General features: G+C 66.3%; 14 protein-coding genes. 8 read left to right on the top strand and 6 right to left on the bottom strand.

Annotation, left to right across the window (positions count from 1 at the left end; translation table 11 throughout):
* Positions 1-6 precede the first annotated feature (6 nt).
* Complete coding sequence (locus VFQ05_06845) at positions 7-1,602, bottom strand: T9SS type A sorting domain-containing protein (protein HET9326468.1); 1,596 nt, start codon at positions 1,600-1,602, stop codon at positions 7-9.
* A 281-nt stretch (positions 1,603-1,883) separates the two neighbouring features.
* Here VFQ05_06845 and VFQ05_06840 point away from each other — a divergent pair, with 281 nt between their 5' ends.
* The gene (locus tag VFQ05_06840; protein HET9326467.1) at positions 1,884-2,384 is read left to right on the top strand and encodes a hypothetical protein; all 501 of its coding nucleotides are present in this window, start codon (positions 1,884-1,886) and stop codon (positions 2,382-2,384) included.
* On the opposite strand, the gene VFQ05_06835 is transcribed toward VFQ05_06840, so the two are convergent.
* Positions 2,344-2,889, bottom strand: coding sequence for a hypothetical protein (locus VFQ05_06835; protein ID HET9326466.1), 546 nt, complete (start codon positions 2,887-2,889; stop codon positions 2,344-2,346). The genes VFQ05_06840 and VFQ05_06835 overlap by 41 nt on opposite strands.
* Positions 2,890-3,142: 253 nt before the next feature.
* Positions 3,143-3,697, bottom strand: a complete 555-nt coding sequence (locus VFQ05_06830; protein HET9326465.1) for a hypothetical protein — start codon at positions 3,695-3,697, stop codon at positions 3,143-3,145.
* Positions 3,698-4,011: 314 nt separating this feature from the next.
* Here VFQ05_06830 and VFQ05_06825 point away from each other — a divergent pair, with 314 nt between their 5' ends.
* From VFQ05_06825 to VFQ05_06815, 3 genes are read left to right on the top strand one after another with little or no spacing between them, the layout of a single operon-like run.
* On the top strand, positions 4,012-5,100 hold the full coding sequence (locus VFQ05_06825; GenBank protein HET9326464.1) for a hypothetical protein: 1,089 nt from the start codon (positions 4,012-4,014) through the stop codon (positions 5,098-5,100).
* On the top strand, positions 5,097-6,737 hold the full coding sequence (locus VFQ05_06820) for an ATP-binding protein (protein HET9326463.1): 1,641 nt from the start codon (positions 5,097-5,099) through the stop codon (positions 6,735-6,737). Before VFQ05_06825 ends, VFQ05_06820 begins: the two co-directional genes overlap by 4 nt.
* A 2-nt stretch (positions 6,738-6,739) precedes the next feature.
* A complete protein-coding gene (locus VFQ05_06815; GenBank protein HET9326462.1) occupies positions 6,740-8,107 on the top strand; it encodes a sigma-54 dependent transcriptional regulator in 1,368 nt (455 codons plus the stop codon).
* Positions 8,108-8,509: 402 nt separating this feature from the next.
* Here the strand turns inward: VFQ05_06815 and VFQ05_06810 are convergent, their stop codons facing one another.
* Positions 8,510-9,031: a FlgD immunoglobulin-like domain containing protein gene (locus VFQ05_06810; GenBank protein ID HET9326461.1), complete on the bottom strand. Its 522-nt coding sequence runs from the start codon at positions 9,029-9,031 to the stop codon at positions 8,510-8,512.
* A 604-nt stretch (positions 9,032-9,635) separates the two neighbouring features.
* Between VFQ05_06810 and VFQ05_06805 the strand changes: the two genes are divergently transcribed.
* From VFQ05_06805 to VFQ05_06790, 4 genes are all read left to right on the top strand, one after another.
* The gene (locus VFQ05_06805; GenBank protein HET9326460.1) at positions 9,636-9,785 is read left to right on the top strand and encodes a lmo0937 family membrane protein; all 150 of its coding nucleotides are present in this window, start codon (positions 9,636-9,638) and stop codon (positions 9,783-9,785) included.
* On the top strand, positions 9,782-10,174 hold the full coding sequence (locus tag VFQ05_06800) for a hypothetical protein (GenBank protein HET9326459.1): 393 nt from the start codon (positions 9,782-9,784) through the stop codon (positions 10,172-10,174). The genes VFQ05_06805 and VFQ05_06800 overlap by 4 nt, the downstream gene beginning before the upstream one ends.
* 125 nt (positions 10,175-10,299) lie before the next feature.
* Positions 10,300-12,318 (top strand): prolyl oligopeptidase family serine peptidase, encoded by a 2,019-nt coding sequence (locus VFQ05_06795; protein ID HET9326458.1) that lies wholly within the window; start codon positions 10,300-10,302, stop codon positions 12,316-12,318.
* A 63-nt stretch (positions 12,319-12,381) separates the two neighbouring features.
* Positions 12,382-13,173: a hypothetical protein gene (locus VFQ05_06790; GenBank protein ID HET9326457.1), complete on the top strand. Its 792-nt coding sequence runs from the start codon at positions 12,382-12,384 to the stop codon at positions 13,171-13,173.
* Between the two features lies 1 nt (position 13,174).
* On the opposite strand, the gene VFQ05_06785 is transcribed toward VFQ05_06790, so the two are convergent.
* Positions 13,175-13,747: a hypothetical protein gene (locus VFQ05_06785; protein HET9326456.1), complete on the bottom strand. Its 573-nt coding sequence runs from the start codon at positions 13,745-13,747 to the stop codon at positions 13,175-13,177.
* Between the two features lie 8 nt (positions 13,748-13,755).
* Positions 13,756-14,667, bottom strand: coding sequence for a hypothetical protein (locus tag VFQ05_06780; GenBank protein ID HET9326455.1), 912 nt, complete (start codon positions 14,665-14,667; stop codon positions 13,756-13,758).
* Positions 14,668-14,918 lie beyond the last annotated feature (251 nt).

The following is a 14,918-nucleotide window of genomic DNA, read 5'->3' as shown; positions in this document are numbered from 1 at the left end:
GCGCGGCTAATCGATCACTGCGAGCTTAGCCGTGGCCACCTGTGAATGCTGGGTGATCCGTACCAGATAGAGACCCGACGGAAGCGCGCGCTCGAGCGGGACCTTGGCGCTCCTCCATCCTTGCCCTCCGGTGCTCAGCTCGGCTCGCGTCACCCGTCGGCCCGACAGGTCGATGAGCTCGAGCACGGCGGGCGCGTCGGCGCGAGCGCTGAAGGCCACGCTCATGGACGAGCCCGCACGTACCGGGTTGGGGATGATGGCCCGCAGCTCGAGCTTCTCCGAGCCTGCTCCCGGCATCGATTGCGCCGATCCCAATCCCGGGTCCCAGGTCAGGATGTCGCCGTTGCCCACGACTTTGACGATGTCCTCGCCGGTGAAGTTCGACCCCGACACCGTACCCGCGAGTCTCAGGGTCATCTCCGTGGCTCCCCCCGGTGCGGTGGCGACGAGGGCTTCCCTCGAGAAGCGCACGACGAGCTCGGCGATGCCGTCACCGTCGAGATCGTCGGTGCCGACCGGGGCGGCCACATCGACCGACACGCCATTGAGGGTCAGCGACTCGATGCTGATGTCCGCCGGGAGATAAGGCGCTGGCGGCTCGATGTAAGCGGTCACCCAGCGGCCTCCGGATCGAACGTTGAGCGTGCGCGGCTCGACGTGCAGACCCGCGACGAGCGGCGCCGCGAACCTCTGGATCCTCCTGTTGCCGCTGTCCACGACGTACACGTGCCCGGCGGCGTCGACCGTCACGTCGTTGGGCGCGATCATCTGGCCGGGGCTGAAGCCATAGCCACCCCAGACCGCCAGCCGCTCGCCGGTGGGTCCGAACTTCACGATCTGATTGTTTCCCGTATCGGCGACGTAGACATTCAACGTGGCATCCACGGCCAGACCCATCGGCTGGATGAGATGGTCGACCCCGAATCCGGCCTCGCCGAACATCCTGAGCAGCACCCCTGAGCTGTTGAACACCTGGACCCGCTGGTTGAAGGAGTCCAGCACGTACACGTTGCCGGCAGCGTCCGTCGCGACGTCCCAGGGGGTGTTGAATTGCCCAGGGTCGGATCCCATGCTTCCCCAGCCCAGGACGAATGCGTCGTTCATGAACTTCCGGATCCGGTGATTGAAGGTGTCCGCCACGTACACGCTGCCATCCGGCCCGACCGCGACTCCACCGGGCCGAGAGAAACCGGTGAGAGCTCCGACGAACGCATGATTCGGGTCGAACTTCGCGATACGACTACAAGCGAAGTCGGTGATCCAGGTGTTCCCACTTCCATCCACATCCAGTCCCAATGGCTGGGGGAAGCAGGTGCCGGACCCAGGCACCTCCCAGGCTGTCCGAAACGTCCCGGTTGGGGTGAAGGACATGATGAGTTGTGGCGAGCGCTCGCTGACCGTCACGTTCCCCTCGTTGTCGACGGTGATGCCGGTGGGAATGGACAGCGCGCTGCCGTACGGTGTCGTGGACCATTCGAGCTCGAACGTCGGCGGTGGCTCCGCGCTCGCCGGCGGGCTCGAGACACAGACGGCCAAGCCCAAGAGAAGCGCGGCGAACAAAGGAGCCTGTCGAAGGCTTGCGGCGTTTCCGAAGCGATGCATGCGGACCTCATGGCCGCCCGGACTCGGCTGTTGGGGGAGCTGCCCCGCGCGCCACGGGAAACGGCCTGGGCGTTCACCGGCGCCGGGCGGAGGACCAGCGCGACGGCAGCCGCCGTCCACCGTCCATCCGCCATCATTCTTAACCCCGCACGATTCGCAGCGTCACAAAAAAGTGAGACGCCCAACGCGCGGCGAGGTCATTTCTTCAGGGATCGAACCAGAATGAGGTTCACCGAGGCCGGGGGCTCCCCGTAGACTTAGCGCCTGGTTGGAGCCCTGCCATGAAGCTCGCCTTTGCGTTCGTCTCGGTCATCCTCGGTGTCGACTACTGGGCTTGCGCGGTCAGGACCACCGGACCGGTCGACCAGACCGGAGTCCACGTGGTGATCCAGTTCAGCAACAGCTCGGGATCGCCGACCCAGCCCGTCACCGTCGATGCCGAAGCCTTCAACGATGGGCGGGCCAGCGTCTACCACTCGGTGCCGTGCGCCGGCACGGTGATCGGTCTCGACATTCGGGGGCCCGACGGTCGCTCCGTGTACCTCCGGGATCCTCGGGTGATGCCGGCGTGCGCCGACTACTGCTGCCGCGAGCTGGCCTCACACAAGAGCGTTCAGAGCGAGCTCCAGTTCGACGGAACGCTCTACTCGGCCTCGGGCGAGCGCTATGCCGCTCCGCCCGGCGAGTACACGGTGAACGCGAGCTTCGAAGCGAGCACGAAGCCGCAAGGCGGCTCGACCGTCAGCGGGGCCCGTCAGGCCGTGTTCCGCTGGTCGCACTAGTCTCGACCGCGGCGACCGCGGTCTCTTCCGCCAGCTCCCCCACTTCCGGCTCGACCGGTCGGCGGCGACGCACCCGGAGCTTGGAGGACCAGCCCAGGATGCGCAGCCCCTGGCGCCCGAGCGCGCGAAGGAACGGGCCTCCCCACAGGCCGGCGGAGACCAGCGCGCCGTACATCAGCGTGACGTCCACGCTCGCGCGGCCTTCCCGCTCCCAGTAGACGTCCTCGAGATTGAGCCACAGCGCGAACTCGTCGAGTGTGAGGGCGGCGCCCACCCCCCAGAGAATCGACGTGATCCGTCCCATCCGCACCGCCTGGTGATTGGTTCCGACCTGGATCAGCCACATGTAGCCGACCACGATCAGGAGGAGGATTCCCCACACCAGGTGATGGACGTGGACGCCCCCGATGTGGACCTGGAGCGGGTCCTCGTGGTTGCGGTAGGCGTGCGTGAGCCAGCGAGTTACGCCGAAGGTGACGAAGAAGCTGATCGAGGCGAGGAACATCCTTTCGCGACGATGATCGCGAAAGTGCCGTCGGTAGAGTGATGCGAGTCTGCGGAAGCCCATGAGTCCCACGAAATGTAGATGCCGCGAAACCGAGGACGGCACCTCATGGTTTTCGGCAGCGCTGCAATAATGCTGGGGCAAGGCTCGATGACTTGTCCAGAACTTTGCTCGGGAAGGATCGCCTGAAGACGCACGGCGAAGCTCCGGCGTGTCGAACCGCCGGAGCCTCGGCCGTCACGTCCTTCCTTGCTCAGCGGGTCGAGTCCTGCGGCGCTCCGGTGGTCGCCGTCGAAACGGTGGGATGAGCGACCTCGAGGAACAGCCACACCCGGCGCCAGCGGTTGCCGTCGTTCTTGGCCGTCACGGACAGACCGAGCCGCTCCGCCTCGTGCTTCATGGGCACGCGGTACCAGACCTTCCAGGCCTTGGCAGGAATGTCGTAGACGAACGCCGTCGAACGGCCGAACCCATCGGTCAGGATGACGTCGCGGACGTCCGGCGAGCCAAGCGCCGTGATCTCGATGGCCTCTCCGGGCTCGACGGTGTGGTCCATGACGTCGACCGCGATCTCCGGCGGCAGCGAGTCCGCCGCGGGCACGACCTCGGCCTCCTCATGCGCCGCGGACGGAACATCGCTCATGGCGGCGACCGTCGCCGTCTGCTCGACCGGCACCCGCAATGGCGCGTCCGCTCGCTCGCTCACCTTCTGGTCGCCTCCGCATCCAACCAGCGCCAGCGCCAAACCACCGGCGAGCGCCAGCGCGCCCCGTCCCACGCGAGACACCTTTTCGAATTCGTTGCTCATCTGCTTCTCCCCATCACCGGCGGCGGTTTGCGACGAGCGGCGAGATGCCGGCGCCGCCGCCGTCGCCTGGCGAAGGGCTCTCCCACGGGCCAGGTCCGCCGCGGCGACCCTTCCAGTCGCCGCTTCACGGTCGGTCCTCATCACAAGTCCCATGCCCTGCAGCGACTCGCATGGATAGCAGCGACTTGCCTCACGGTGGCCTCGAGCCGCGACCGGTCTTTCGTGTCAAACTTGACACGCGGTCGCCCACGCCCGACGCTTCCCGGCGAGTCGCAGGAGGAACACCGCCCATCCGATCCCACGAGCGTTGCCTGATGGAGACCGGCTCGGTCCTGAGCCGGCTCCTGCCGGCCGCCGCCTTGAGCCTGTTCGCATGGATCGGGATTCCACTGGCCGGGCGGGGTGACTCCGGCTCCGCGCCCGTCAAGGTGGTGCTCGTTCGTGAGCGGCATGTGTATCTCGCCTTGCGGGATTCTCTGGCGCTTCGCTCCGGAGACCGCGTCACGTTCCGCTACCGCAAGGACGACCTCGCGCACGGATTGGTCACCGGCACGCTCCACGGCGAGCTCGCTGAAGTGATGATCCAGACCGGCTCGTTGACGAAGGTGAAGCCGAAGGATCTCGGCCGCATCGAGGTTCTCGTCGCCGAGCGCTCGCAGCTTGCCTCCCGTGCGCTGCTTCGGGTCGGGTATCCGAGCGCGGCGAGATCGAACCTCCTGTTCGCGTGCGCGCGAGTCGGCCTCGTGCTTCCGCCCGGCGCTTACCACGCCGCGGATTCCACCGCGCGATCCGCACGATGGGTGCGTGACCCCGCCGTCGAGCTGAGAGCGCCTTGGCCCGACACGTTGGTCGCCCGGTTCTTCGACGACGCCGACGATGAGGAGATCGCGCTCGAACGCGGCGAGCTGGACGTCGCGGTCTTCTGGCCGGGCGAGCTGTCGCGTCACATGCGAGAGCAGTCGCGCTGGCAGAGCCACCTGTATGGGATGCGCTCGCGGGGAATGGTGGCGGCCGTCGACGATTCCATTCCGGTCGGCGCCGATTCGGCACTCGTCCGGCTGAACCGCGAGTTGTTCCGCGGTGATCTGGTTTCCTGGAATCCCGTTGGTGGTTATCTGGGCCGAGTGCGGTACGAGGTGGATGTCGCCATGCCGGGCTGGCGTGAGATGCAGCGATTCCTCGACCGCTTCGCACCGCCGACGGCGCGTCGGGTTCGGCTCGCCTACGTCGATCGATACGTCGCTTCGCTCGACTCGACGGAAGCATCGACCCGCATCCAGTCGCTTTTCCTGCTCCGCTGCCCCGTCGTCAGCTCACCGGAGCTTCGGCCCTACCTCACCTCGCTCGACCCCGATGCGCTGGTGAACGCGCTCGAGTGCAGGCTCCGCGAGCGCACGCCATGAAGTCGCTCCGCTCTCGGCTCATCCTGGGCTCCGCATTCATCGCCTTGCTTCCGCTCGCGCTCGCCATCTTCCTGCTCTCGTTCCGGGTGGAGCGCATGATGAGAACCGAGGCCGGCGAGCGGCTCGACGTGGCACTCGGCGGGCTGCAGTCGGAGCTCGAGGTCCAGGCCGAGGAGGTCGCGCAGAAGCTGCGAATCCTGGCGCGCGACGTCACGCTCAAACGGCTCTATCTGGTCGGTGACGAGCGCCAGGAGCTCCGCCGTTATCTCGAGGAGAAGCGCTTCCTCCTCGGGCTCGACTTCCTCGCCGTGTCGGACACGGCAGGCGCCGTCGTCACCGGCAGCGAGGCGCGCTCCGGTGCGGCGCCCGACAGCCTGGAGCGCGGCTTGTCGATGTCGGGTGCGGCGCCGATCCTCTATCAGGGCGAGCACGCGGGTCTGCTGCGTGGAGGGCTCGCGCTCGACTCGACGTTCCTCCGGCGCCTCAGGCAGACGCGCGGCGTGGATCTGGTGCTCCGTGAGGGCGACCGCGTCGTGGCCTCGACGCTCGGGGGATCGCCCGATCGGCCTTCGGACGTCCTCGGTGTGATGTCCCGGCTCACGGTGGCGGGCCAGCCCTACCTGGCGCGCAGCTTTCCGCTGGATCTGGGGAGTGGCTCGTCCATCTCGGTGATCGGTCTCGTGCCGGCGGCCGCCGGGGATCGGACGATCATCACGCTCCAGCTCACCGCTGCGCTCCTCGGTCTGCTCGGAGTCATCATCGCGGTCGTCCTCGGCGTGATGTGGTCGTCCCAGGTGTCGCGCCCGGTGGTGACGCTGGCGGCCTTTGCCGACCGCCTGTCGAGAGGCGAGTGGGAAGAGCCGCTCGCCCTGAAGAGCGTGGGCGAGCTGCAGACCCTGGTGGCCGCGCTCGAGCGCATGCGCGGTGATCTGCGCCGCTATCGCGAGCAGCTCGTGATCGGCGAGCGGCACGCGGCCTGGAGCCAGATGGCCCGGAAAGTGGCGCACGAGATCAAGAACCCGCTCACGCCGATCGCGATCTCCATCTCCGACCTCAAGCGCAGCTACGAGCAGAAGCGTCCCGACTTTCCGCAAGTGCTCGACCAGGCGGTGCGCACGGTGGGCGAAGAGGTGCACGCGCTCAAGCGGCTGCTCGAGGAGTTCTCCGAGCTCGGCCGTTTTCCGGCGCCGGTGTTCGCGCCGTGTGACGTCGCCGATCTGTTCGCGGATCTCGAGGCGCTCTATTCGCGCGAGGCCTCCGAAGGCCGGCTGCTCATCGATCGCGCGCAGCTCGACGGCGCGCTGGCGGCCGACGCGGCCCAGCTCAGGCAGGCGCTGGTCAACCTGGTGAAGAACGGCCTCGAGGCGATCGACGGCGATGGACGCGTCACGCTGGCGGCGGCTGCCCGGGATGGCGGCGTGGAGATCACGGTGAGCGACACGGGTCCCGGCCTGAGCGCGGAGCAGCGGGCCCACCTGTTCGTGCCCGGATTCACGACCAAGACCTCGGGCAGCGGACTGGGACTCACCATCGTCGAGCGGATCGTCCACGACCATGGCGGAACCGTCGTGGCCGAAGCCGCGGGAGGCGGTGGCACGACGTTTCGCATCTTCCTTCCTCGAAGGCCTGGGAGCTGAGCATGTCATCGCTTCTGATCGTGGATGATGAAGCCAACATCCGGAGCAGCCTGCAGGGGGCCCTCGGGCGCGAGGGCTATCACGCCGATGTCGCCGGCACGCTCGCGGAAGCGCGCGAGCGGCTGCGCGAATCGCGCGACGTGGTGCTGCTCGACGTGCTGCTGCCGGACGGCAGCGGGCTCGATCTGCTGGCCGAGATCGCGGCTCACACGCCCGAGACCGTGGTGGTGGTGATGTCGGGCCACGCGACCATCGATGTGGCGGTCGAAGCCACGCGACGCGGCGCCTTCGACTTCATGGAGAAACCGATCTCGCTCGAGCGGCTGCTGGTGGTGCTTCGCAATGCCACCGCGACCCAGGATCTCGAGGCCGAGAATCGACGGCTCCGCCGCCCGTGGGCGCTCCCGCTCGTCGGCCGCTCCTCAGCACTGCGAAGCGTGGAGCAGATGATCGAGGCGGCCGGGCGGAACCCGGTCGCCCGCGTGCTGATCGAAGGCGAGCACGGGACCGGCAAGGAGCTGGTGGCGCGAGCCATCCATGCCGCGGGTCCGAGGCGGGCGCGTCCATTCGTCGCGGTGAACTGCTCGGCGATCCCCGAGGATCTGTTCGAGTCGGAGATGTTCGGCCACGAGCGGGGCGCCTTCACGGGCGCGACCCAGGCACGCCGCGGCCGGTTCGAGGAGGCTCACGGAGGGACCCTCTTCCTCGACGAGGTGGCCGACCTGAGCCTGCGCGGACAGGCCAAGCTGCTGCGGGTCCTCCAGGAGAAGGAAGTGACACGCGTCGGCGGCAACCGCTTGATCGCGGTCGACGTCGCGGTGGTCGCGGCCACCAATCGCGATCTTCGCCAGCGGATCGCGGCCGAGCAGTTCCGCGAGGATCTCTACTACCGGCTGGCGGGTCTCACCATCCTCGTGCCGCCGCTTCGCGAGCGGGCCGAAGACATCGCGCCGCTGGTCGAGCATTTCGCGGCCCGCTTCGCGAAGGAGACCGGCATTCGCGTTCCGCGATTCGCGCCGCCGGCGATCGAGCAGCTCGCCCGCTATTCATTCCCCGGCAACGTGCGCGAGCTCCACAACGTGGTCGAGCGCCTGCTCATGCTCCACCCCGGATCGACGATCGGGGCCGAGCAGATTCGCGGCGTGCTGCACGCCACGGCGCCTTCGAGCGATCGCACGCCCGTTCCGGCGGGCGGCCGGCGCCTGGCCGAGGCGGTCCAGGAGTTCGAGAAGAAGGAGATCGAAGCGGCGCTCGAGTCCACGGAGGGGAACATGACTCAGGCCGCGAGCCGGCTGGGACTCGAACGCAGCCACCTCTACAAGAAGATGCGCAAGCTGGGGCTCAGACCGGAGTCCTGGGGCAACCTGTGAAGAGCACGCCCGCTGTCGACGTTGCGCGAAGGCAAGCCAGCACCGGAAAAAGGTGACGGGCCGCTTCCTGGCGAAAGCGGCCCGCGATGTGCAGGCGTTGCTGGCTCTGGCGACCTCTGATGTATGACCGCTCTCGCTAGGGCTACCTGCCGGGTTGCCATGAGCGTTGGGTGCGGCGTTCACGACGACGGCTTTGATTCGCCTCGCTCGAAGGCCGTCGTGCTCCCGCCACGAGCACTACCCGCACCACTGCTTCCCTGACTCTAACCATCCCAAGAGCAGCGGCCATGCCAGCTGCCAAAACCACGCAAGTCATTGAAACCACGTCGAAGTTATCCACATTCACCTCGTCGAGACTCGTTCTTTTTTTCAGCTAGGGAAGTTTTACCTACCCAAAAATCCTCAGATGATCACCACGTTCCGGGTAAAGGTCGTGGAGCCAAGACGGGCGCGCACCTTGTACATCCCGGGCGACACTCGCCTGCCTTGATGGTCGTAGAGATCCCAGCGGACTGGATGTTCGCCGGCTGCGTACTGCTGATCCGCCAACGTGCGAACCCGTCTGCCCGCGACGTCGAACGCCTCGACCAGCACATTGGCCGCAGCGGGTAGCTGCATCACGAACAAGGAGCCGGACCGCGCCGGATTGGGCCGAGGCTGCGAGAAGGACAACACCGCCACCTGGTCGGCGGCATCGAGTGTCGTCGTGGCCACCTTCGACACGACGTTGGAGATCTTGGACCAGTTGCCGGCCTCGTCGCGGGCTTTGATGGCGAAGTAGTACGTCACTCCCGCCTGGAGTCCGGTGACCATGAAACTCTCGTAGGTGCCTGCCGGCGCGGGGGGCGGAACCCCTCCCACGCCGCTCGCAGACGGAAAGTTCGTCACCGTGATCGGCGACGTGCTGTAGCGGAGGTCGTACATCGTCGCTCGTCCGACAAGACTGTCGTCGCCGGTGGCGTGCCACCGAACGATCGCGCTCGCCGCCTTGGCGGTACGAGCTGAATTGGGAAAGACGACAGGAAGGACCAGAACTGCCACCAACAGGGCGAAAAATCGCATAAGGATTCCCTAGCGCCCACGCCGTGCCGTGATCCACGGAGGGGCGATCCTTGCGGCTTGGTTGTCTGTAACGGCCGGGCTTTGGAGAGAACGGCCTTGTCTCAGGACGACAAGCCCCCGGTCGAGGTTGTTCGTCCAGGTTGGAAGTCCATTTCCGGGGGCGACGGCATGTGGGATTGCCGGGCCCTTCGATGCGCGAATCCTTCAGGCTCCCCAACCCAAATGATCCACGCCGACTTGAGGACGGCATTATTGACAAGAGCCTCATGTAATTCCAGGGAAAAGAGCCGGCGCCGTGTAGGGGCTACAAGAATTTGTTCCCTTCGTGACATCGGGGCGATTCCTCGGGCACTCGTTCAATTCCTCGAAGCCCCTCTCTCGCAACGCCTCAACGACGCGCGGCCCTCGGTGGCACGCAAGCTGCGGTCATCCCGATCTCGGGTGAAAAATCGACAGGAGGATTCCCATGTTGTGGACGATCGCAGTCGTGTTGCTTCTTCTCTGGGCCGTCGGACTGATGACCTCATACACGGTCGGAGGACTGATCCATCTCCTGCTTCTGCTCGCGGTCGCCGCGATCCTGATCCGGGTCATTCAAGGCAGGCGCCCGGTATGACGCGATTCCTCGTCTGGATGGCGGCAGTTCTCGTCCTGGCGGGATGCCAGGTCAGGACCCACACGGCCCAGACCGACGAGGATTCGACGGAAGTCGCGGTGCGTATTGCGAGCGAGAGCGAAATGAAGGCGAAACTCGACGCCACGAGAGCGCGCCTCGACTCGTTGAAGAGCGAGGCCACGACCTTGGGGGACAAGGTCAGCGGGGCCACGCGGGACCAGATCGCGAAGCTCGAGGTGGAGAAGGACTCGCTCGAGGTCCGATTCGATCGGCTCCAGGAAGCCGGCAAAGAGAAGTGGGAAGACGTAAAGGCCGGCTTCTCCGTGATGCTGGACAGCCTCGATACGAAGATCGACCGGGCCCGCCGCAACATTCGAGGCCACGGCTAGAGGTTGGTTTCGGAACGGGTGCGCGATGTGCGGCCCTTCCGATCGAGGCGGCGTCCTCGCGCTTGCAGGATGCGAGCGCGGGGAACGCTGCCAGGGACGGGCGCTTCTTGGTGTAAGTTCCCGAGATGCTGCGCTGCGTCCGATTCGTGAGGGGCTTGGCGACGCTGCCGGTCCTCCTCGGCATTCTTCTGGCGTTCCATTCCACCGGCGCGCAGAGCCAGCTCCCTCCGCTCATCCCTCGCGAGGCGCTGTTCGGCGAGCCGGAGCGGATCATGCCGACGCTCTCCTCCGACGGCTCGCGGATCGTCTGGCTCGAGCGAGCGCCGTGGGGCGCGCTGCGGCCACGAGTGGTCACGCTGGGCAGCCGTGACACCATCTCGTTCCTCGACGAGCGCGACGGATTCGACTTCGTGGAATGGGCGGGCAACGGCTACACGCTGCTGACCCTGCGCCAGCGCGAAGGCGACGAGAACTGGCACCTGTGGGCGCTCGACACACGCACGAAGCAGATGCGCGACCTCACGCCGTTTCCCAAGGTGCGGGCCGAGGAGTTCTTCACCCACCCGCGCCATCCGAACGAGGTGCTGGTCGCGCTCAACCGCCGCGATCCCCGCGTCTTCGATCTGTGGCGCGTGAACCTGACGACCGGCGAGGCCCGCTTCGATACCCGCAATCCCGGCGACATCGTCACGTGGACGATGGACCCGGATTTTCAGGTGCGGGCGGCGGTGGCGCTCGATCCGAAGACGAGCGACACACGGATCCTCTACCGCGACCGTGGCGATACCACCTGGAAGGAGCACCAGCGCTGGCCCTTCAAGGTGGCCGGCATGGACCGCGACCGGCGCATCATCGGATTTCGCCAGGACGGCAACGCGGTCTACCTGCAGAACGGCATCGGCACCAACACCAGCCGCATCGTGGAGAGCGAGCTAGGAACGTCCAGAGAGCGCGTCGTGGTCCCGCATCACCCTCAGGCGGATCTCTGGAACCAGGGCAAGTTCACCGGCTCGGAGGGCTATTGCACGGTGCTCCTCGATCCGCGGAACGGCCGTCCCCTCGCCGCCGCCATCAACGAGCTCAAGCCGTCCTGGTTCGCGGTCGACTCCTCGGTGGCGCCCGATCTCCGGTTGCTCGGCTCGCGCCATGGCGGCGTCTTCGAGATCCTCTCCACCGACACGCTGGATCGTCGCTGGGTCGTGTGCTGGGAGCGGGACACCGGCTCCAGCCTCTTCGAGCTCTACGATCGCCGCACACGGCGACTCACGCCGCTGTTCGAAGCCAACCCGCCGATCGCCAGGCTTCCGTTGGTGCCGATCGAAGGCTTCTACGCCACGGCCCGCGACGGCAGGAAGATTCCCTGCTACCTGGCGAAGCCGAAAGGCGTCGCGGCGAAGCATCTGCCCATGGTCGTCGTTCCGCATGGCGGGCCGTGGTATCGCGACGAATGGGGCTACATGCCCGACGTCCAGTGGCTCGCGAATCGCGGTTATGCGGTCCTGCTGCCTCAGTTCCGTGGCTCCACGGGCTTCGGCGTCGACTGGCTGAATGCCGGCGATCACGAGTTCGGTGACGGCAAGGTGCTGGGCGACATCGTGGATGCCGCTCAGTGGGTGGCGCGCCAGGGAGTCGCCGATTCCACGCGAATGGCGATCATGGGCGGATCGTTCGGCGGCTATGCCGCGCTGTGCGCCCTGGCCTTCGCCCCGGAGCGGTTCCGCTGCGGCGTCGACTTCGTCGGTCCCTCGGATCTCGCGCACCTGATCAGCGGATTCCCCTCCTACTGGGAGGCGCGACGCCGGCGCTGGCTCAATCGCATGGGCGAGGTGATCGCCGACAGGGCGCTCAATCGCCGGCTGTCACCTCTCTATCACGCCGATGCCATCACCGCGCCGCTGCTCGTCGCCCACGGCGCCAACGATCCGCGCTGCAAGCTCGAGGCCTCCGAGCGAATCGTCAAAGTGCTGCGCGATCGCAAACGGGAGGTGACGTTCCTGGTCTATCCCGATGAAGGCCACGGTTTCTCCCGGATCGAGAACCAGAGAGACTACTCGGCGCGAGTCGAAGAGTTCCTGGCCAGGCACCTCGGGGGCCGCGCCATCCCGCGCGCGGACGTGCCGGGGTCGAGCGTCCAGGTGAGGTAAATCCCGGTGCTTCGCTCCCGGGCATCCTTGCGTCAGGGCCGACCGGCAGCCGATCCTTGGTGCATGAGCCTGTCCAGGCATTCCAGGCGTCTCTCGTGGGTTCGTGTCTCCGTCCTTCTCCTCGGCCTGACATCCCCGCTTTCGAGCGCGCGAGCGGAATGGAACATCGGCGGAGGCTTCGAGCACTTCGCCTGGACCGAGGATACCGCGCCGCTCGAGGTGGAAGAGCGCGGCATGCTCGCGGTGCTTCGCCTCGGATTGTCGACGCCGCTCCCCAATGGGGTCTCGATCGGCTACCAGGGACGGTTCTTCTTCGGCGACGTGGAATACCAAGGCAGCCTGCTCTACGAACCGACCGTTCCAGTGTCGTCCACGACGCGCTACACCGGAAACACTCAGCAGGGCCGGCTGGCCATCGACTTCGCCCCCCAGTTTGCGGTCACGACCGCGCTCGATCTCGACTTCTGGAGCCGGGATCTCGGCTCGGATCAAGTCGAAGACTATCGGATCGTCTCCATGCGTCTCGGCGCCGAGCATCGCTATTCCAGAGAGATGCCGTGGCAGGCCGCGGCGGGGATCAAGTTCACGCTGTCCACGCACGAGGATGCGCACTTCGATGAGCTCGGCTTCTCGGAAAATCCGCCGCTCGAGCCCGGGCAGAGCGTGACGCCCTACCTCGAGGTGGGCTACTCGTTCACCCCGGATTGGTCGATCGCGGGCTCGTACGATGGGTTCAGCTTTGGCGAGTCGGATGGCGTCGCGCTCAGCGGCCCGCAATCGGGCATCTACTTCCAGCCGGCGAGCGACATGCGGCTGCTCGGGATCCGCATCGAATACCGGCCGGCGCCGCGCTAGCTCACGATTTCAGCTTCATCCTCTTCACCCGCATGAACGCCAGCGAGGCCGTGGCGGACACTCCAGTGTCGGTGATCAGGTAGGACTTGTAGCCTTCCTTCGTATTCTCGGTGGCGCCTCCGCCTGCGGCGCCCTTTTCGCCGGCCTTGGCGGATGCCTCCGCGCCCAGCGAGGCGTCGAAGTTGCCGTCGATGTACTCCAGATACTTCTTCTCGTCCTCGAAGATCAGCACCGGCCGGACCGCCCGGGCGCCCCACCCCATGCCGAGGTCGAGACGCCGCATCTTGAGGTAGGTCCTCTCGCCGCTCTTCTGGTTGATGCCGACGCCATAACCGGCGCCGACCCCGATCAGCGGGATCTTGGTGAGCTTGTTGTTCATGATCACGTAGCCCGCGGACTGCGCGATCGCATCCTTGGTCGTGGGATCCTGCTTCTCCAGATCCGCCAAGGTCTTCGTCACCAGGCTGTCGATCTCGATCGCCTGCTCTTCGCCCGTGTCCCCCGGAATGCTGGCGCAGGCGTGAAGCGACAAGGACGCCGCAACGAGGACCGCGAGAGCAGAGAGCCGGACCATCGAGGCGCTCACCACCGATACCCCACGCCGAAGGTCATCTGTTCTCGGGGGCCGCCGGCCATCTCCATGATGATTTCCCAATGGTTCTGAATGATGGTGCGCATGCCGACGTTGGGCGCCCACGATGCCGTTGTGATCTCCACGTCGAAGCGCAGCGGGTTGCCGCTCGGAAGCGTGACGGTGCCGGTGTAGTTCTCGTTCTTCGACACGTAGCGCGCGCCGATGTAGAGCTGCGACATTCCGGCGTTGTAACCCACCTTGGGCGCGGCCGTGAACGTCACGAATCCGCTGGCGTCGAGCTCGGCGCTCCCCGACAGCTTGGTCTTGACCCAGGACATGTCGGCGGCGAAATAGAAGTGCCGGTACCCGTACGCGGGCACGATACCGACGCCGTAGAAGGTGCCGTCGAACTCCATCGGGATGATGGCGTCGCCATTGGTGAAGCCGCTGCCTGGATCGAAATCGAGCGGGATGTCACGCAGTCCCAGCTCAGCGGAGACCTCGACATCCCCGTACGTCGCCATCACGTCGAGAAACGGCAGCACCCAGATGTCTCCCTTGAGGCCGGTGGTCGTGATCTCGAGCTGCATGGTGGCGTCTTCGGCAGCATCGAGACTGATCGGGTTGGAGCCCCCCAGGGCGATCGACGCGCTCTTGAACTCCCAATCCGACTGCAGCCAGTTGGTGATCGCCATGATGCCGTAGGCCGGCGGGAGCTTGCGGAACTGATCAGTCGTCAGCTTGTCCTGCCACAGAGGAAAGAAGTGCTTGGCCTTGACGTAGGCGACGTCCGGCTGGTCGGACATGGGAATCGTGCCGCGCACGACGGTCGAATCCTGTGCGAGTGCTATGCCGGATGCGGCCAGCAACCCGGCGGTCACGAGCAGCGTGAGCGCGAGACGGCGAACGCGGACGGGCATGACCTTCCTTTCCACCTGGGGAGAAGCGGAAGCCGATCGAGAACAGCGGGAGACTAGCACGAACGAATGCGAGATCGGACGGTGAAGCGCACGGGCTCGGCGCATCGTTGCCGGGCGGCGATGGGTCGCATACTGTGCCGCCCGATGCCGAGCCATTCACTCCAGGGCTGGTTCGATCTCCTCCGGGCACGACGAGTGGCGCTATGCCTCTCGCTCACGATGCTCGGATTCTCATTCTTCGCTGCCCGTGC

The organism is Candidatus Eisenbacteria bacterium (genome assembly GCA_035712145.1).
Taxonomy (GTDB): Bacteria; Eisenbacteria; RBG-16-71-46; order RBG-16-71-46; family RBG-16-71-46; genus DASTBI01.
This window is presented reverse-complemented; position numbering and strand designations above follow the sequence as displayed.